Source organism: Serratia sp. JSRIV001, assembly GCF_019968745.1.
Lineage (GTDB): Bacteria > Pseudomonadota > Gammaproteobacteria > Enterobacterales > Enterobacteriaceae > Chania > Chania fonticola_B.
In genome coordinates this window covers 5,710,941-5,727,098 of the sequence record NZ_CP074147.1, presented here as the reverse complement: position 1 = coordinate 5,727,098, position 16,158 = coordinate 5,710,941, and the positions used below count along the sequence as shown (strand labels likewise).

Below are 16,158 nucleotides of genomic sequence, written 5' to 3'. Positions count from 1 at the left end.
TAGGCGGAGCGTAAGCCCCGCCTTTTATCTTATGGCTTGGTTGGCTCCGAACCTACCCAGTGCTGCCAATGGCGTTTGATTATTACCACCACTGGCGACTGCGCCACGCTTTCTGCAATGATGCCCAGCGCATGGCTGGCATTCACGCCTTCCTGCGGCAATTTAACTTTGCACTGCTTGATGCCACCGGTGAACGGATTTTTCGGCTGCGGTTTGTGTGGCTTGGATGGCGGCACATAGCCGCTTCCGCTCTGCTGAGGTTCATTGAGCAGCGAGCTGGGTTTCACCAGCACGATGTCGGAGGGCAGCGTAGCCAGCATCTGTTGCAGCACTTTTACCGTTGCCGGGCGCGGGTGGCCGATAGCGATGGCCGATCCGTTGCGGCGTGCCAGCTCGACGGCACGATTAAACTGGCGGCGGATATCGTCCGGGTTGGCCGTATCGTCAAGGAACACCTTGCGTTTGATCACCTTCACGCCGGTGCCCGCCGCCGCATGCGTGGCCTGGCTGTTGCCGATGGTCATGCTGTCGAGAAAATAGAGATGGTAGCTTTCCAGCGCCTGCATGACCTTTTGCATGCCCGGCAGGCTGGAGGTCATGGCGCTGCCCATATGGTTGTTCATGCCCACCGCAAAAGGAACGTTATTCACCGCATTACGGATGATACGCTGCACTTCTTCACTGCTCATGGAGGGTTGTAAGGTATCGCGCTCCAGCGGCTGTTTGCTGAGGGGAGCCATGGGCATGTGGATCAGCACTTCACGGCCTTGGCTATGGGCTTTGGTGGCCATCAGATGGGCGTGAGGCGCATTGGGCAGCACGGCAACGGAGATCGCCGTCGGCATTTGCAGTACGGCATTTTCTTCATGTGGGCGATAGCCCACGTCATCGATCACGATAGAGAGCTTGCCTGCCTGCGCTGCGCTAACGCACAGCAGCGCACTCAACAACAGGGCAGTACGCGTTTTGCTATAGTACAAATCTATCTTCCCAACCACGGCTGTGGGTTAACGGCCTGACCCTGGCGACGGATTTCGAAATAGAGCGATGGCGTTCCCTGACCACCGCTGGTACCGACCAGGGCGATAGGCTGACCGGCACGCACCTGCGCCCCGACGCTAACCAAAGCGCTCTGGTTATAGCCATACAGGCTCATATCGCCCTTACCGTGTTCGACCACGACCACCAGGCCATAGCCTTGCAGCCAGTCAGCCAGCAGCACGCGGCCATCGGCAATGGCTTTGACTTCGCTGCCTTCGGCTGCGGAAATCACCATGCCTTTCCAGCGTAACTCACCTTGCAGTTGCTCGCCAAAGCGATGTTCGATGCGGCCACGCACTGGCCATACGGCTTGCCCCGCAGGCTTGCCCAAACCGCCGGTTCGCGCCATCAGTGAACGCTCACCTTCGCTCGGTTTATAGCTGGTGCCGGTTTTCTTTGCCTGCTGCTCTTTGACTTTGACCTGCTCACGCACCTTGGCCGCTTCACGCGCTTCGCGTTCGGCTCGGGCGCGGGCTTCACGTTCGGCACGGGCGATCTGATCGCGCAGACGGCTTTCGTTCTGGCGCAGTTCCACCAGCCGCTGTTGATCTTTTTCCAACGAGGCTTCTAACGCGGTCAGGGTTTTTTTACGGGCGATGCGCGCCTGTTCCAGCTTTTGCTGCTGGGTTTGTTGCTCGCCAAGCAAGGATTTCTGCTGACCCTGTTTGGCCACCAGCGAGCTCTTTTGCTCTGCCAATTGCTTGCGGGTCTGCTTGAGTTGTTCAATCGACTGTTGACGTGCTTCGTTCAGATAGCCGAAATAAGCCAGCATGCGCTCACTGCGCTGGGTTTCCTCGCCGCTGAGCACCAATTGCAAGGCGCTGTGTTGCCCCTGGCGGAAGGCGGCATCGAGCTGTTTGGCGAGGATTTCCTGCTGAGTGGACTGCTGTGTTTGTAGCTTGGCGATGGAGGTGTTCAGCCCGGCAATGTCTTTGCCCAGTATGTCGAGCGTACCTTGGGTATCACGCAGCGAACGGCTGGCTTGCGCGATGGTCTTTTCCTGGAGTTTGAGCTGATTTTGCAGCGAACTGCGCTGTTGTTGCTGCTGTTTAACCGCTTTTTCTTTTTCCGCGATGCTCTGCTGAATATCTTTGAGCTGGGATTTGTTATCTTCCGCGGCGTTGCTGGTGAATGGCAACAACAATGCGCCAGCGAAAAACACGCTGGCGCAGAGTGTGGTTAACTTCCGTGGCGCGGAGCGTTCAGGCAGCGGTTGGCTGCCTGAGTTTGCGCTTCGGGTTACCCTTGATAGTGCAAAATTCGCCTTCTCCCTCATGGGGAAGGATTATTCCACGATGAACAGCGGCTTACCAGTCATCTCTTGCGGGATTTCCATTCCCATCAGTGACAGCATGGTTGGAGCGATGTCGGACAGTTTGCCACCTTCCACCGCTTTGGCGGCTTTACCGATGTAGATCAACGGCACTGGCAGGCTGGTATGGGCAGTGTGCGCCTGGCCGGTGGCCGGATCGCGCATTTGCTCGGCGTTACCGTGATCGGCGGTGACCAGCAGTTGGCCGTCAACGGCTTTCACCGCTTCAACTACCTGCGCAATGCAGTTATCCAGGGTTTCTACCGCTTTGACGGCTGCATCATAGACACCGGTGTGGCCAACCATGTCGCCGTTCGGGTAGTTACAGATGATGGCGTCATATTTACCGCTGTGGATGGCTGCCAACAGCTTTTCGGTCAGCTCGGCGGAGCTCATCTCTGGCTGTAAATCGTAGGTGGCCACTTTTGGCGAGTTGATCAGAATACGGTCTTCACCTTTGAACGGTTCTTCGACGCCGCCGTTATAGAAGAAGGTGACGTGGGCGTATTTTTCGGTTTCCGAAATGCGCAGCTGGGTTTTGTCATGCTTCATCAGCCACTCACCGAAGGTGTTGGCCAGCGAGGCAGGTGGATAGGCACAGGCGGTTTTGATGTCGGCGGCGTATTCGGTCAGCATGACAAAATCACCAAACTTGACCACTTTGCTACGTGGGAAGCCGTCGAAATCGGCATTGACGAAGGCGCGGGTGATCTGGCGAGCACGGTCGGCACGGAAGTTCATGAAGATTAACGCGTCGCCGTCGTTCATCTCGGCGCTGGCTTCGCCCGCAGCCTGGATCACGGTTGGTTTAACGAATTCGTCGTTTTCGTCACGGGCATAGGCAGCCTGCAGCGCGGCCACGGCGTTGTCGGCGGTGAATTCGCCTTTGGCCTGGGTCATCAGATCGTAGGCCAGCTGTACGCGGTCCCAACGATTATCACGATCCATCGCATAGTAACGGCCGATCACCGTGGCGATACGCCCGGCACCCAGCGTGGCAAATTCGTCACTGAAACGTTTCAGTGTATTTTCAGCACTGCGCGGCGGAGTGTCGCGGCCATCCAGGAAGGCATGCAGGTAAACCGCTTTGGCACCGCGCTGTGCGGCCAGCTTGATCATCGCCAGGATATGATCTTCATGGCTGTGGACGCCACCAGGGGACATCAGGCCCATGATGTGTACCGCTTTGCCTGCCTTCACGGCCTTGTCGACGGCGCTGGTCAGCGTTGCGTTGGTGAAGAAATCACCGTCTTTAATCTCTTTATCCAGACGGGTCAGGTCCTGATACACGATGCGGCCAGCGCCGAGGTTCACGTGACCGACTTCCGAGTTACCCATCTGGCCATCAGGCAGGCCGACATCCAGACCGGAAGCGGCAATCAGGGTATGCGGCTGTTGTTGCCACAGACGGTCCATGACCGGCGTTTTGGCGTTCAGGATCGCGTTGTCCTGTTGCTCTTCCCGGTGGCCGTAACCGTCCAGGATCACCAGTACCATGGGCTTTTTCTTGCTCGACATTGCAGTAACCTCTTTATGATCGTTTTAAGTTGTGAATAGCCATCAGCCCGTGGGCACTGGAATGATGGCTATTCACCCTCTGGAACCCGATGATACTACATTGTGACCGACTAAAAAGAGCCCAAAGAGATCAAAGATGCGGTGAACAGCCTCGACTTTCTCAACGTCATGACGGTAATTTTCCAGTGTACTCCGCAGTTTCTGCATTCCCGTTTGCTTATTGGCTGTATTTGACGCATTCGGCAGGTATACTCTGAAACCTTGACTTATTTTTCCCTTAACTGACGGGAGTTGTTACACCCCATGCTGCAAGAAATTATGCAATTTGTTAGCCGGCACCCCATACTTAGTCTGGCCTGGGTCGGTCTGCTGGCTGCCGTGATCGTCATGACCTTCAAGAGCCGTTTCTCCAAGGTTAAAGAGATCGCCCGCGGTGAAGCTACTCGCTTGATTAATAAAGAAGATGCGGTAGTGGTCGATACCCGTACCCGTGATGATTTCCGCAGAGGCCATATCGCCAACGCGATCAACCTGACGGCGAGCGAGATCAAAACCGGCAGCTTCGGCGAACTGGATAAACACAAGGCCCAGCCGGTCATCGTGGTCTGTGCCAATGGCACCACCTCACGCGAACCCGCAGAAAACCTGAGCAAAGCCGGGTTTGAACAGGTCTATACCCTGAAAGACGGCATTGCCGGCTGGAGTGGGGAAAACCTGCCGTTGGCGCGTGGCAAGTAAATTTTAGTGTGATTGAAGGGGTTTCCATGGCTAACATTGAGATCTACACCAAGGCAACCTGCCCGTTCTGTCATCGCGCCAAGGCGCTGCTGAACAGCAAGGGAGCTGCGTTTAGCGAGATTGCCATCGATGGTGATAACGTCAAGCGCGAAGCAATGATCGCGCGCAGTGGGCGAACCACCGTGCCTCAGATTTTCATCGATGGCCAACATATTGGCGGCTGTGATGATTTACATGCACTTGATGCTCGCGGTGGGCTGGATCCGCTGCTGTAAACCAGCGGCGGTCCCACTGCCAAGATGTGGGTATTGCAACCACTGAGTGTCTCTAAGGATAGTTAACCAAGGGTATTACACACATGTCAGAACAAAACAGCACAGAGATGGCTTTCCAGATCCAACGCATTTACACCAAGGATATCTCATTCGAAGCGCCAAACGCTCCGCAGGTATTCCAGCAAGAATGGCAGCCAGAAGTTAAGCTCGATCTGGATACGGCTTCCAGCCACCTGGCAGACGACGTCTACGAAGTGGTACTGCGCGTTACCGTTACCGCCTCTCTGGGTGAAGAAACTGCATTCCTGTGTGAAGTTCAGCAGGCAGGTATCTTCTCCATCTCCGGTATCGAAGGCACGCAACTGGCACATTGCCTGGGTGCATACTGCCCGAACATCCTGTTCCCGTATGCGCGTGAGTGCATCACCAGCCTGGTTTCTCGCGGTACCTTCCCGCAGTTGAATCTGGCACCGGTAAACTTTGACGCGCTGTTCATGAGCTATTTGCAGCAGCAGGCGGAAGGCGAAAGCGCTGAACCTCATCAGGATGCCTGATGAATACCGTCAATGCTTCAATGACTGTAATCGGTGCCGGCTCGTACGGCACCGCTTTAGCCATTACGCTGGCGCGTAATGGCCACCCGGTAGTGCTGTGGGGGCATAACCCCGAGCAGATCCAGATTCTGCAGCGCGATCGCTGCAATCAGGCGTTCCTTCCCGGCGTTCCTTTCCCCGATACCCTGTTGCTCGAAACCGACCTTGCTCGTGCATTAGCGGCCAGCCGTGATGTGCTGGTGGTGGTGCCTAGCCACGTGTTTGGTGACGTATTGCGTCAGTTGAAACCTCACCTGCGCCCGGATGCCCGCATCGTATGGGCGACCAAAGGTCTGGAAGCGGAAACGGGGCGGCTGTTGCAAGACGTGGCTCGTGAGGCTCTGGGGGATACCATCCCACTGGCGGTCGTTTCTGGGCCAACGTTTGCCAAAGAGCTGGCGGCCGGATTGCCAACGGCGATCGCCCTCGCCGCCACCGACGAGCAGTTTGCCGAAGATTTACAGCAGCTGTTGCACTGTGGCAAAAGCTTCCGCGTTTACAGCAACCCGGATTTCATCGGGGTACAGCTGGGCGGCGCGGTGAAAAACGTGATTGCCATCGGTGCCGGTATGTCCGACGGTATCGGTTTTGGTGCCAACGCGCGTACCGCATTGATCACCCGTGGTCTGGCAGAAATGAGCCGTCTCGGTTCGGCATTGGGTGCCGATCCTTCCACCTTTATGGGCATGGCTGGGTTGGGCGATCTGGTGTTAACCTGCACGGATAATCAATCGCGCAACCGTCGTTTCGGTATTATGCTGGGGCAAGGCAAGGGCGTGCAGGAAGCGCAGGATAGCATCGGCCAGGTGGTTGAAGGCTATCGCAATACCAAAGAGGTATTGGCACTGGCGCAGCGCTTTGGCGTGGAAATGCCGATCACCGAACAGATCTATCAGGTGTTGTACTGTAATAAAAATGCCCGCGAGGCAGCGTTGACTCTACTTGGGCGCACCAAGAAAGACGAAAAGCACAGTGCCTGACCTTGGCTGCGGTGCAGCAATGTATCGCGTCACGACAATTTGATTAGGTTACCCTGCCGGGATCAGGCGGGGCAGCCTGTTTTGGCAGAGAGGAAGCGATGTCGTCAGAAGAGTTAGAACAGGTCTGGAGCAGCATTAAATCAGAGGCGAGAGCACTGGCAGATTGTGAACCGATGCTGGCTAGCTTTTTCCACGCGACCTTGCTCAAGCATGAAAATCTGGGCAGTGCGCTCAGCTACATTCTGGCGAACAAACTGGCTAATCCGATCATGCCGGCAATCGCCGTGCGTGAGGTGGTGGAAGACGCCTATCGTTCCGACGCTCAAATGATCGTCTCAGCGGCCCGCGATATTCTGGCGGTGCGGCTGCGCGACCCCGCAGTAGATAAATATTCAACGCCGTTGCTATACCTGAAAGGTTTCCATGCCTTGCAGGCATACCGTATCGGCCATTGGTTGTGGATGCAGGGCCGTCAGGCATTGGCGATCTACCTGCAAAATCAAATCTCGGTTGCCTTTGGGGTGGATATTCATCCGGCGGCCACCATCGGCTGCGGCATCATGCTCGACCACGCCACCGGCATTGTGATCGGTGAAACCGCCGTGGTGGAGAATAACGTCTCTATCCTGCAGTCGGTAACCCTGGGCGGGACAGGCAAAACCAGCGGCGATCGCCACCCTAAAATCCGCGAAGGCGTGATGATTGGTGCGGGGGCTAAAATCCTCGGCAATATCGAAGTGGGCAAAGGGGCCAAGATCGGTGCCGGTTCCGTGGTGCTACAGCCCGTGCCACCACATACTACCGCCGCAGGCGTGCCCGCACGTATTGTTGGCCGCCCGGAGAGCGATACGCCATCGATGGATATGGACCAGTACTTCAACGGTGCCAATCACGGGTTTGAGTACGGCGACGGTATCTGAATAGCTTTTCAGTCGTTATTGCTAATTATCTCTAATACCCACTAAACCCCTTGTAAACCGGCATGTGGAAACAAAATCACATACCGGTTTATCCCTGTGTGTCCCCCTGAAGAAAGACATGAAAATTGCACTACAATGCAAGTTGCATTATAGTGCAATAGTGGCAAAGACACAGGGATGGAAAGATGTTTACAGTAATCTATCACTACGAAGCGGAAAAGGAATTGAAGGCGTTGCCCCCGACCGTTGCGGCAAAACTGTCCCGGATTATCAGCAAGCTTGAAAGTGATCCCCGACAACTGAGAGAACCAGATACAAAGCCCCTAGGTAATGGACTCTATGAGATCCGTTCCATGGGCAAAGATATCGCACGTGGCATGTGGGTTTATCAGAAGGGTGAGAGGATCTTTATGCTCAGAATTTTTATTAAAAAGACGCCAAAAACACCAAGAAATGAGATAGATCTGGCCATGCAGCGACTGGAGGAAATGATCAATGACAAAGTATAAAACACATTCGCAAGTTCAGGCCGAGATGATGGAAAACAGCGAGTTTAAGGCTGCGATTGAGGATGAAATGCGCAAAGAGCGTTTGCAGGCAACCTTGGCAGAGTGGCGAAATATCGCAGGACTTACTAGTGCACAAGTCGCAAAGGCAATGGGTGTGAATGCTTCAACAGTCAGCAGAATGGAAAACAACGTAACGAAATCGAGCGTTGAAACCATTGCTCGCTATGCAAAAGCTTGCGGTATTGATCATGTGACGATTTCCTTCTGATTAACGACAGCGTTATTTTCTCTCTCCGTGGAGCTGCGCCTTGAACCGCCTGACCGAAAAGCAGCTCCAGACTCTCTTGCTGCAAAAAAACCTCGCCAAGCAAACAGTCCCCGAAGTTTCATTAACTACGGCGCTGGCTGCTGCTTTCAAGACGATGATCCAGCAGGGTGAGTTCATCACCGGCCAACGTTTACCGGCCAGCCGTGCGTTGGCAGCCTCACTGCAGTTATCTCGAGGGACCATTGAGAACTGTTATACGGCGCTGGAAACCGAGGGATACGTCTGCAGAGAGGTGGGGCGGGGAAGCTTTGTCGCCCAAAGACAGCAACCTTTGCTGGGCCTGACTAGCGAGCACTCAGTTACATCTTTCGGCGGCCAGGTTACATTGAGCCGGAGATCGTCACAGCATACCAGGCCTGAATCAGGCAACTTGCCCCAGCAGCGGGCATTTAGCCCCGGCATGCCTGAAACCCGCAATTTTCCGATCCATACCTGGCTCAGGCTATATCAGCAAACCGTCAAAGAAGAGGGGCTGTCTATCTCGGCGGGCAGCAACTTGCAGGGCAATATTCACCTGCGGGAGGCGATTTGCGATTTCCTGCTGGCCGAGCGGGGCGTGAAGGCGCAGGCCGATCGAATTCTGATTGTGAGCAGTACGCAGCAATCGCTGTCTTTATGTGCGCAGGTCCTGGCGGATGCTGGCGATAGCGTCTTTATCGAAAATCCGGGGTATACCGGTGCGATTAAGGCCTTGCGGGCGGCCCAGCTAAAGCCTATCCCGATTACCGTGGATGAGCAGGGGATCTGTACCGATGAAATCATTCGCTCTCAGGCTAACGGCAAATTTGTCTATGTCACCCCTTCTAACCAATATCCTACCGGGCGAGCACTTTCGCTGGCCAGGCGGTTGGCATTAATTGAGGCGGCTAAAACACGGGATATGTGGATCATCGAAGATGATTATGACAGCGAGTTTCACTACCAAGGCATTGCGACGGCCTGTTTGCAGGGGTTAGACCCCCATCAGCGCACCATTTATATGGGCACCTTCAGTAAAACCCTGTTCCCGGATCTGCATGTGGCTTATATGGTACTGCCAGAAGCGCTGGTAAAACCCATGACCACCGCGCGGGCGAATACGGACAGCCAGGTTTCGGGGATCGCTCAGCGTACGCTGGCAAAATTCATTATGCAGGGACATTATCGAGAACATGTCCTGACCATGAAGAAAATATATTCATCCCGTGCGGCGCTGTTTATTAACGAGATCAACAAGCACTGCGGCTTAAAGGTGAAGGTTATAGTGCCTAACTGCGGCTTGCAAATACTCTGCCTGGTGGAAAGTAAACAGCTGGAGCAAGCTGTTGCCCATCGCGCTTCTGAGTATAATTTAACGCTTAGAAGCGTTGCCGAGTTTTGTACTGCAGATATTCCCTTATCTGGCTGGCTGCTGGGTTTCGCGGCGCTGGACCCTATTGAGATAGCCTATAACGTCGAACAGTTTTCCCAGTTGCTAACGCGCTGTTTAAACGAGATCGATAATTAGCCGCTGAAATGGTCCGGTATCTATAGTGGATTGGTCCATTAACCCCGCCCTATGGCATCGCCTATACTTGCGCCACTTTGAACATGCAGGGGTAGGACTATGTTGATGACTAAAAATGGCGTTACCATCAGGGAAATAATCGCTTCAGATAGAGCGGGTTGGGAACATCTGTGGCAGCAGTATCTGCACTTTTATCGTGCCGATGTCAGCGCCGAAATCACCAAAAAAACCTTTATCCGCCTGTGCCAAAAACAGGATTTGGTCGGCCTGGTCGCCGTTAACGATCAGGGGCAGCTCCTCGGCTTTATGCATTTGGTTTATCACGCCTCGACGTGGAGCGATAAAAACTATTGTTATATTGAAGATCTGTTCGTTGATAAAAGCGCGCGGGGAAAAAACGTGGCGGAGAGCTTATTTAATGAAGCTTATCAACAGGCGGAAGTGAGAGAGTCAAGCCGCGTTTACTGGATGACCCAGGAGTTCAATTCTTCTGCCCGTTCGCTATACGATAAAATTGGCCAAAGAACCTCATTTATTATTTATAGTAAAAAATAGTACGGCGTTAAAAATAAGGCGACGGGGTTTAACCGTCGCCTGGCTGGCAGGCGATCGCCCAATAGAGATTACTCTTTAAGCAGTGCGCCCGCATAACCCAGTTGGCGCCAGGCTTCGTAAACCACCACCGAGACTGCATTGGACAGATTCATGCTGCGGCTTTGGGCCTGCATGGGAATACGGATCTTCTGCTGTGCGGGCAAGGCATCCAGAATGCTGGCGGGCAGGCCACGGGTTTCCGGGCCAAACAGCAGAAAATCCCCAGCCTGATAGCTGACTGCGCTATGCGCTGGTGTGCCTTTGGTGGTCAGGGCAAACAGCCGCTGTGGATTTTCGCTGGCGAGGAAGGCGGCATAGTCGGCATGGCGCTTGATGCAGGCAAATTCATGATAATCCAACCCGGCACGGCGCAGGCGTTTGTCGTCCCACGGGAAGCCCATAGGTTCGATCAGATGCAGTTGGAAACCGGTGTTGGCACACAGGCGAATGATGTTGCCGGTGTTCGGCGGAATTTCAGGTTCAAATAAAACGATATTCAGCATGTAAAAAGCCCCTCATGACGAGGGGCGCAGAATAGCAAAATCTTTGGGTGCTGGCGATTAACGCTGATGCAGCGGCAACCACAACACCAGACGCAGGCCACCTAGCGGGCTGTCTTCCGCTTTCACCCAGCCGCGATGCTGATTGACGGCGGATTCAACGATGGCCAAACCCAGCCCGGTGCCGCCGGATTGGCGATCGCGTGCTTCATCGGTGCGATAGAATGGCCGGAAAATCTGTTCACGATCTTCCGGGCTGACGCCAGGGCCATCATCGTCCACCACGATGGTGATCCCCTGATTATCGGCGCTGAATGCCACCGCGATGCGCGTATTGGAATAACGCAGGGCATTACGCACGATATTCTCCAGCGCACTGTCCAGGGCACCTGCGTTGCCGTAAATCGTCCATGGGCCTGGAGGGGAGGTGACCTCCAGCTGTTTGCCCATCTGTTCGGCTTCGAAACTGGCGTTGTCCAGTACGTCGGCCCACAGTTCGTTGGCCTTCAGCAGTTCGCGCACCAGCTCGCTCTTCTGTTGGCCACGGGATAGCAACAGCAGATCGTTAATCATCGAATCCAGGCGTTGGGCTTCGGTTTCGATACGCGCCAGCTCATGGCCTTCACCGTGGCGGCGGCGCATCAGGGCGGTTGCCAGCTGTAGACGCGTTAACGGGGTGCGCAATTCGTGGGAGATATCGGAGATCAGCCGTTGCTGGGCCGTCATCATCCTTTCGAGCGCGCTGATCATCTGGTTGAAACTGGCCCCGGTGGCAAGAAACTCCTGCGGCCCGGCTTCCAGCTCAGGGTGTTGCTTAAGGTTGCCACGGGCTACATCATCGGCGGCATTTTTCAACTTACGCGCCGGTTTGGCAAGACTCCAGGCCAGCCACAGCAACAGTGGGGCACTGATCAGCATGGTGACGATCAGCAGCAGCAGCGGCCGGTCGAACATCAGGTTGATAAAATCGGACTGCGAGCTGCTGGCCGGGCGGATCAGGTACAACTGGTAGTTGTCTTCACCATCGCGCACCGAGAACGGGCCAACCAGCTCGACGCGGCCATATTTTTTCTTTTGCGGTTGGTCGGAGTTGTCCGACTGGCCGATAAAGTTGCGCACGATCTGCATTTCGTTGCGCTGCGCGCCGATCACCCGCCCTTCGCTGGTCACCAACAACAGGCGCTGGCCCGGCGGTGCCCATTTTTCGATGGCGCGGAACAGGCGGCGCCACCACATCAGATCGTTGGCCGGATCGTTTTGCAGTTCGGCTTCGACATGCTGTTCCAGCATCAACCCCTGCCGCTGTTCACTTTCCAGTAGCGTGGTCATTTGGCGGGAGTCGAGTTTGGGCACCATCAACACCAACATCAGCACCAAGGCCAATGTGAACCAGAAAATGGCGAAGATGCGTGCCGTCAAGCTGTTGATCATGCTGCAGATACCATCAAGTAGCCCCGTCCGCGCAGGGTTTTGAACCAAGGATGCCCATCTTTGCGGTCCGGCAGTTTGCGCCGCAGGTTGGAGATATGCATATCAATGGCGCGATCGAACGGCGTCAGGCGTTTGCCCAGCACTTCCTGGCTGAGGAGTTCACGGGATACTACCTGGCCGAGATGCTGTGCCAGCAGATATAACAGGGTAAATTCGGTGCCCGTCAGATCCAGCACCTGCCCGTCGAAGCTGGCTTCCTGGCGGCCGGGGTTCAGCTGCAGGCCGTCAACGTCCAGCGTAGGTGCGCTGGTATCCACATTCTGTTGCTGTTCGCTCCAGTTGGAACGGCGCAGAATGGCCCGGATGCGCGCAACCAGTTCGCGATCGTTAAAGGGTTTTGCCAGATAGTCGTCCGCACCGAGTTCCAGGCCAAGTACCCGGTCCAATTCGCTGCCGCGAGCGGTGAGCATGATCACCGGAGTCTGGTGGTGCTGACGCAATTCTTTCAGCGTATCGATACCGTTTTTCTTCGGCATCATGATATCGAGCAACAGCAGATCGATGGAGCTGTCCAGTAACGACAACGCCTGTTCACCGTCGTGAGCCACGACGATGTTAAAGCCTTCCATTTCAAGCAGTTCTTTCAGTAGCGAGGTGAGCTCGCGGTCGTCGTCAACTAACAGAATTTTGTGCATATGTGATTTACCTCCTGACGCAAAATACGTCATCAACTGTTGCTATTCCATGACTTTACGTAGTTTTACATGCCCTGACGCATGTTTGCAGGTGCAGCGATACACTGCTCCTCGTTGATTCGCAAAGTGAGAAAGCTCGAGGAGTAAAAATGGTTAAGGTGACCGCAGTAGTTATGGCATCAATTTTGGCATTTGGTTCTACCGCTGCCTTTGCTGCTGATACTACACCGGAAACTGTCCAACCTCCTGCTAATGATGCACTGTTGAGAGCGCTTGGCCAGAATCACATGTTCGACGGCGTTCGCTTGACCGAACAGCAACGCCAGCAAATGCGCGATTTAATGCGCCAGGCCCGTTACGATCTGCCTGGTGTTAATGTAGATGAAGTGGAAACCATGCATAAGCTGGTCACCGCAGATAAATTTGATGAAGCCGCCGTGCAGGCCCAGGCGGAAAAGATGGCTCAGGAACAGGTTAAGCGCCAGGTCGAAATGGCCCGGGTACGCAACCAAATGTATAACCTGCTGACGCCAGAGCAAAAAAGTGTTTTAGACCAGAAGCATCAGCAGCGTGTGCAGCTGATGAAGCAACAGATTTCTGGTTTGCAGCAAACTTCTGCCCAGAAGTTGAGTATGACCGAGTAATCCCCTGTTTTTCCTTGCCATAGACACCATCCCTGTCTTCCCCCTCATGATGAGGGGGTTTTTTTTATTCCTATTAAATAAATTTACTTAAAAAACAATTTTTTAGCTATTTTCTGGAAGGCGCGGATTTTCAAAAACCGTTGAGTGTGGACAGTATGTGGACGCGCCTTCAAACCTGGATACCTTATGAATACTTATCTAGGGAGAGCGACATTACTGCACGTTTTGCCAGATTTTTTTGCTTAGCTGACACGCATCCCGTCATGATGGCGGGACTTTTTTTACCCGGCATTCCGTTATACTGAAGCCCATAAACGTTAGTTGGGGTTTTTTATGGAACAGCAATACGCGCGGCTGGTACAGTCCGCTGCTTTAGCCGCCACCGGAATGGCTTCCATTCTACTGTTGATCAAGATTGTTGCCTGGTATCTCACCGGGTCGGTCAGCCTGTTGGCGGCTTTAGTGGATTCGTTGATGGATATTGCCGCATCGTTAACCAACCTGCTGGTGGTACGCTACTCGTTGCAGCCGGCTGATGAAGAGCACACCTTTGGCCATGGCAAGGCCGAGTCGCTGGCGGCGCTGGCGCAAAGCATGTTTATCTCCGGTTCTGCCCTGTTCCTGTTCTTGACCGGCTTCCAGCATCTGTATTCCCCGCAGCCCCTGAATTCGCCGGGCATAGGGGTAGCTGTAACTATCATTGCGTTGATTAGCACTTTCATCCTGGTGACCTATCAACGTTGGGTAGTCAGAAAAACGCGCAGCCAGGCGGTACGGGCCGATATGCTGCATTATCAGTCAGATGTGATGATGAATGGTGCTATTTTGATAGCACTTGGGCTAAGCTGGTACGGATTTCACCGTGCGGACGCGCTGTTTGCCCTGGGCATTGGGGTTTATATTCTCTATAGCGCGCTGCGTATGGGGTACGAGGCGGTGCAGTCCCTGCTGGATCGCGCCTTGCCGGATGAAGAGCGTCAGGCAATTATCGATGTGGTATCGTCTTGGCCGGGTATCAAAGGTGCCCACGATCTGCGTACGCGGCAGTCTGGGCCAACGCGGTTTATCCAGTTGCATCTGGAAATGGAAGACACCCTGCCGTTGATGCAGGCGCATATTCTGGCAGAACAGGTGGAGCAGGCATTGTTGCATCGTTTCCCCGGAGCCGACGTGATTATTCACCAAGATCCCTGTTCTGTTGTTCCTCAGGGCCGACAGGGGCATTGGGAACTATAATCAACTGACATAGGTCAATGTTGGGTGGATTGAGAAAACACGGTGTTAGCACGCCGTGCCATGTGAAGTTTTTTCCTTGATGTTGCGTGACCTGAATCAATTCAGCTGGGTGTTTTTGTTATAATATCCAGCAATAAAAGCCGTAAAGCTGGTTTTGCGCCGTTGGAGAGATACCCGGTGAGTCGGCGAATACAGAATTCTTAAGAAATTGCATCTACAGTTCAGAGGTAGTCATGATCAAGAAAATCGGTGTACTGACGAGTGGCGGTGACGCCCCAGGTATGAACGCTGCCATTCGTGGCGTTGTGCGTGCCGCGCTCACAGAAGGTCTGGAAGTATTTGGTATTTACGATGGCTACCTTGGTTTGTACGAAGATCGTATGGAGAAATTAGACCGCTATAGCGTGTCTGATATGATCAACCGCGGCGGCACCTTCCTGGGTTCTGCGCGTTTTCCAGAGTTCAGGGATGACAGCGTGCGCGCCAAGGCGATTGAAAACCTGAAAAACCGCGGCATTGATGCGCTGGTGGTCATCGGTGGTGACGGCTCCTACATGGGGGCGAAGCGCCTGACCGAAGAGGGTTTCCCTTGCATCGGTTTGCCTGGCACCATCGATAACGACGTTGCAGGCACCGACTACACCATCGGTTACTTCACCGCGTTGGAAACCGTGGTAGAAGCCATTGACCGCCTGCGCGATACCTCTTCATCACACCAACGTATCTCTATCGTGGAAGTGATGGGGCGTTACTGTGGCGACCTGACCCTGGCGGCAGCCATTGCCGGTGGTTGTGAATTTATCGTTCTGCCGGAAATCGAATTCAGCCGTGACGATCTGGTTGACGAAATCAAAGCCGGTATCGCCAAAGGTAAAAAGCATGCCATCGTGGCGATCACCGAGCATATCTGTGATATCGACGAACTGGCACGCCATATCGAGCAGGAAACCAAGCGTGAAACCCGTGCTACCGTATTGGGCCACATCCAGCGTGGTGGTTCACCGGTTGCTTACGACCGTATTCTGGCTTCCCGCATGGGCGCGTACTCCATCGACCTGCTGCTGCAAGGTTACGGTGGCCGCTGCGTAGGGATCCAGAACGAGAAGATGGTGCACCACGACATCGTTGACGCGATCGAAAACATGAAGCGTCCGTTCAAGGGTGACTGGTTGGAAACGGCGAAAAAGCTGTACTAATCCAGCTTGAACGCCGCGAAATAGCCTCCTTTGTTGGGGGCTTTTTTTTATCGGTAGCCGCTATATTCCAGAATGGTCTAGTACAACATTTTTTATTCTTTAATTGTGAGGGAAGTTTCTGGCAGGCTTTGATGCTAAATCAACCGCTTGAGGTTGCGTCAT

Annotated in this window: 18 protein-coding genes; 12 read left to right on the top strand and 6 right to left on the bottom strand. The window is 54.2% G+C overall.

Annotated elements, in window-relative coordinates; genetic code table 11:
- Positions 1-29 precede the first annotated feature (29 nt).
- From KGP17_RS26590 to gpmM, 3 genes are read right to left on the bottom strand one after another with little or no spacing between them, the layout of a single operon-like run.
- Positions 30-980 (bottom strand): divergent polysaccharide deacetylase family protein, encoded by a 951-nt coding sequence (locus KGP17_RS26590; RefSeq protein ID WP_094981587.1) that lies wholly within the window; start codon positions 978-980, stop codon positions 30-32.
- A gap of 2 nt (positions 981-982) precedes the next feature.
- Positions 983-2,317 (bottom strand): murein hydrolase activator EnvC, encoded by a 1,335-nt coding sequence (gene envC / locus KGP17_RS26585; RefSeq protein WP_039996198.1) that lies wholly within the window; start codon positions 2,315-2,317, stop codon positions 983-985.
- A 9-nt stretch (positions 2,318-2,326) separates the two neighbouring features.
- Positions 2,327-3,871, bottom strand: a complete 1,545-nt coding sequence (gpmM, locus tag KGP17_RS26580; protein ID WP_021807260.1) for a 2,3-bisphosphoglycerate-independent phosphoglycerate mutase — start codon at positions 3,869-3,871, stop codon at positions 2,327-2,329.
- A 303-nt stretch (positions 3,872-4,174) separates the two neighbouring features.
- On the opposite strand from gpmM, the gene KGP17_RS26575 reads away from it, so the two are divergent.
- From KGP17_RS26575 to KGP17_RS26535, 9 genes are all read left to right on the top strand, one after another.
- Complete coding sequence (locus KGP17_RS26575; RefSeq protein WP_021807259.1) at positions 4,175-4,609, top strand: rhodanese-like domain-containing protein; 435 nt, start codon at positions 4,175-4,177, stop codon at positions 4,607-4,609.
- 26 nt (positions 4,610-4,635) lie between these two features.
- Positions 4,636-4,884: a glutaredoxin 3 gene (grxC, locus tag KGP17_RS26570; protein ID WP_024482902.1), complete on the top strand. Its 249-nt coding sequence runs from the start codon at positions 4,636-4,638 to the stop codon at positions 4,882-4,884.
- Positions 4,885-4,967: 83 nt separating this feature from the next.
- Entirely contained in the window at positions 4,968-5,438 is a 471-nt protein-coding gene (gene secB / locus KGP17_RS26565) for a protein-export chaperone SecB (RefSeq protein ID WP_021181865.1), read from the top strand.
- Complete coding sequence (gene gpsA, locus KGP17_RS26560; RefSeq protein ID WP_071683747.1) at positions 5,438-6,457, top strand: NAD(P)H-dependent glycerol-3-phosphate dehydrogenase; 1,020 nt, start codon at positions 5,438-5,440, stop codon at positions 6,455-6,457. The genes secB and gpsA overlap by 1 nt, the downstream gene beginning before the upstream one ends.
- Before the next feature lie 98 nt (positions 6,458-6,555).
- Positions 6,556-7,377: a serine O-acetyltransferase gene (gene cysE, locus KGP17_RS26555; RefSeq protein WP_021181867.1), complete on the top strand. Its 822-nt coding sequence runs from the start codon at positions 6,556-6,558 to the stop codon at positions 7,375-7,377.
- A 185-nt stretch (positions 7,378-7,562) separates the two neighbouring features.
- Entirely contained in the window at positions 7,563-7,886 is a 324-nt protein-coding gene (locus KGP17_RS26550; protein WP_024482899.1) for a type II toxin-antitoxin system RelE/ParE family toxin, read from the top strand.
- The gene (locus KGP17_RS26545) at positions 7,873-8,154 is read left to right on the top strand and encodes a helix-turn-helix transcriptional regulator (RefSeq protein WP_024482898.1); all 282 of its coding nucleotides are present in this window, start codon (positions 7,873-7,875) and stop codon (positions 8,152-8,154) included. The genes KGP17_RS26550 and KGP17_RS26545 overlap by 14 nt, the downstream gene beginning before the upstream one ends.
- A 40-nt stretch (positions 8,155-8,194) precedes the next feature.
- Positions 8,195-9,700, top strand: a complete 1,506-nt coding sequence (locus KGP17_RS26540) for a PLP-dependent aminotransferase family protein (protein WP_223498617.1) — start codon at positions 8,195-8,197, stop codon at positions 9,698-9,700.
- 99 nt (positions 9,701-9,799) lie between these two features.
- The gene (locus tag KGP17_RS26535) at positions 9,800-10,255 is read left to right on the top strand and encodes a GNAT family N-acetyltransferase (RefSeq protein ID WP_223498616.1); all 456 of its coding nucleotides are present in this window, start codon (positions 9,800-9,802) and stop codon (positions 10,253-10,255) included.
- A gap of 68 nt (positions 10,256-10,323) precedes the next feature.
- Here the strand turns inward: KGP17_RS26535 and trmL are convergent, their stop codons facing one another.
- The 3 genes from trmL to cpxR are packed head-to-tail and all read right to left on the bottom strand — an operon-like array spanning position 10,324 to position 12,920.
- On the bottom strand, positions 10,324-10,797 hold the full coding sequence (gene trmL / locus KGP17_RS26530) for a tRNA (uridine(34)/cytosine(34)/5-carboxymethylaminomethyluridine(34)-2'-O)-methyltransferase TrmL (protein ID WP_223498615.1): 474 nt from the start codon (positions 10,795-10,797) through the stop codon (positions 10,324-10,326).
- A gap of 57 nt (positions 10,798-10,854) precedes the next feature.
- Positions 10,855-12,225 carry an envelope stress sensor histidine kinase CpxA gene (cpxA, locus tag KGP17_RS26525; protein ID WP_021181872.1) on the bottom strand — a complete coding sequence of 457 codons (1,371 nt, stop codon included), beginning with the start codon at positions 12,223-12,225 and terminating at the stop codon, positions 10,855-10,857.
- A complete protein-coding gene (cpxR, locus tag KGP17_RS26520; protein ID WP_021181873.1) occupies positions 12,222-12,920 on the bottom strand; it encodes an envelope stress response regulator transcription factor CpxR in 699 nt (232 codons plus the stop codon). The genes cpxA and cpxR overlap by 4 nt, the downstream gene beginning before the upstream one ends.
- A gap of 149 nt (positions 12,921-13,069) precedes the next feature.
- On the opposite strand from cpxR, the gene cpxP reads away from it, so the two are divergent.
- From cpxP to pfkA, 3 genes are all read left to right on the top strand, one after another.
- A complete protein-coding gene (cpxP, locus tag KGP17_RS26515; RefSeq protein WP_021181874.1) occupies positions 13,070-13,564 on the top strand; it encodes a cell-envelope stress modulator CpxP in 495 nt (164 codons plus the stop codon).
- 333 nt (positions 13,565-13,897) lie between these two features.
- On the top strand, positions 13,898-14,800 hold the full coding sequence (gene fieF / locus KGP17_RS26510) for a CDF family cation-efflux transporter FieF (RefSeq protein WP_021807232.1): 903 nt from the start codon (positions 13,898-13,900) through the stop codon (positions 14,798-14,800).
- Between the two features lie 233 nt (positions 14,801-15,033).
- Positions 15,034-15,996 (top strand): 6-phosphofructokinase, encoded by a 963-nt coding sequence (pfkA, locus tag KGP17_RS26505; protein ID WP_223498614.1) that lies wholly within the window; start codon positions 15,034-15,036, stop codon positions 15,994-15,996.
- Positions 15,997-16,158: the final 162 nt, after the last annotated feature.

What these genes read in the sequence shown, in the direction of transcription:
- KGP17_RS26535 (WP_223498616.1), top strand. Translation starts at nt 9,800, where the DNA reads ATGTTGATGACTAAAAATGGCGTTACCATCAGGGAAATAATCGCTTCA.
- pfkA (WP_223498614.1), top strand. Translation starts at nt 15,034, where the DNA reads ATGATCAAGAAAATCGGTGTACTGACGAGTGGCGGTGACGCCCCAGGT.
- cpxP (WP_021181874.1), top strand. Translation starts at nt 13,070, where the DNA reads ATGGTTAAGGTGACCGCAGTAGTTATGGCATCAATTTTGGCATTTGGT.
- gpsA (WP_071683747.1), top strand. Translation starts at nt 5,438, where the DNA reads ATGAATACCGTCAATGCTTCAATGACTGTAATCGGTGCCGGCTCGTAC.
- cpxR (WP_021181873.1), bottom strand. Translation starts at nt 12,920, where the DNA reads ATGCACAAAATTCTGTTAGTTGACGACGACCGCGAGCTCACCTCGCTA.
- trmL (WP_223498615.1), bottom strand. Translation starts at nt 10,797, where the DNA reads ATGCTGAATATCGTTTTATTTGAACCTGAAATTCCGCCGAACACCGGC.
- envC (WP_039996198.1), bottom strand. Translation starts at nt 2,317, where the DNA reads ATGAGGGAGAAGGCGAATTTTGCACTATCAAGGGTAACCCGAAGCGCA.
- secB (WP_021181865.1), top strand. Translation starts at nt 4,968, where the DNA reads ATGTCAGAACAAAACAGCACAGAGATGGCTTTCCAGATCCAACGCATT.
- fieF (WP_021807232.1), top strand. Translation starts at nt 13,898, where the DNA reads ATGGAACAGCAATACGCGCGGCTGGTACAGTCCGCTGCTTTAGCCGCC.
- KGP17_RS26545 (WP_024482898.1), top strand. Translation starts at nt 7,873, where the DNA reads ATGACAAAGTATAAAACACATTCGCAAGTTCAGGCCGAGATGATGGAA.
- KGP17_RS26575 (WP_021807259.1), top strand. Translation starts at nt 4,175, where the DNA reads ATGCTGCAAGAAATTATGCAATTTGTTAGCCGGCACCCCATACTTAGT.
- cysE (WP_021181867.1), top strand. Translation starts at nt 6,556, where the DNA reads ATGTCGTCAGAAGAGTTAGAACAGGTCTGGAGCAGCATTAAATCAGAG.
- cpxA (WP_021181872.1), bottom strand. Translation starts at nt 12,225, where the DNA reads ATGATCAACAGCTTGACGGCACGCATCTTCGCCATTTTCTGGTTCACA.
- grxC (WP_024482902.1), top strand. Translation starts at nt 4,636, where the DNA reads ATGGCTAACATTGAGATCTACACCAAGGCAACCTGCCCGTTCTGTCAT.
- KGP17_RS26550 (WP_024482899.1), top strand. Translation starts at nt 7,563, where the DNA reads ATGTTTACAGTAATCTATCACTACGAAGCGGAAAAGGAATTGAAGGCG.
- gpmM (WP_021807260.1), bottom strand. Translation starts at nt 3,871, where the DNA reads ATGTCGAGCAAGAAAAAGCCCATGGTACTGGTGATCCTGGACGGTTAC.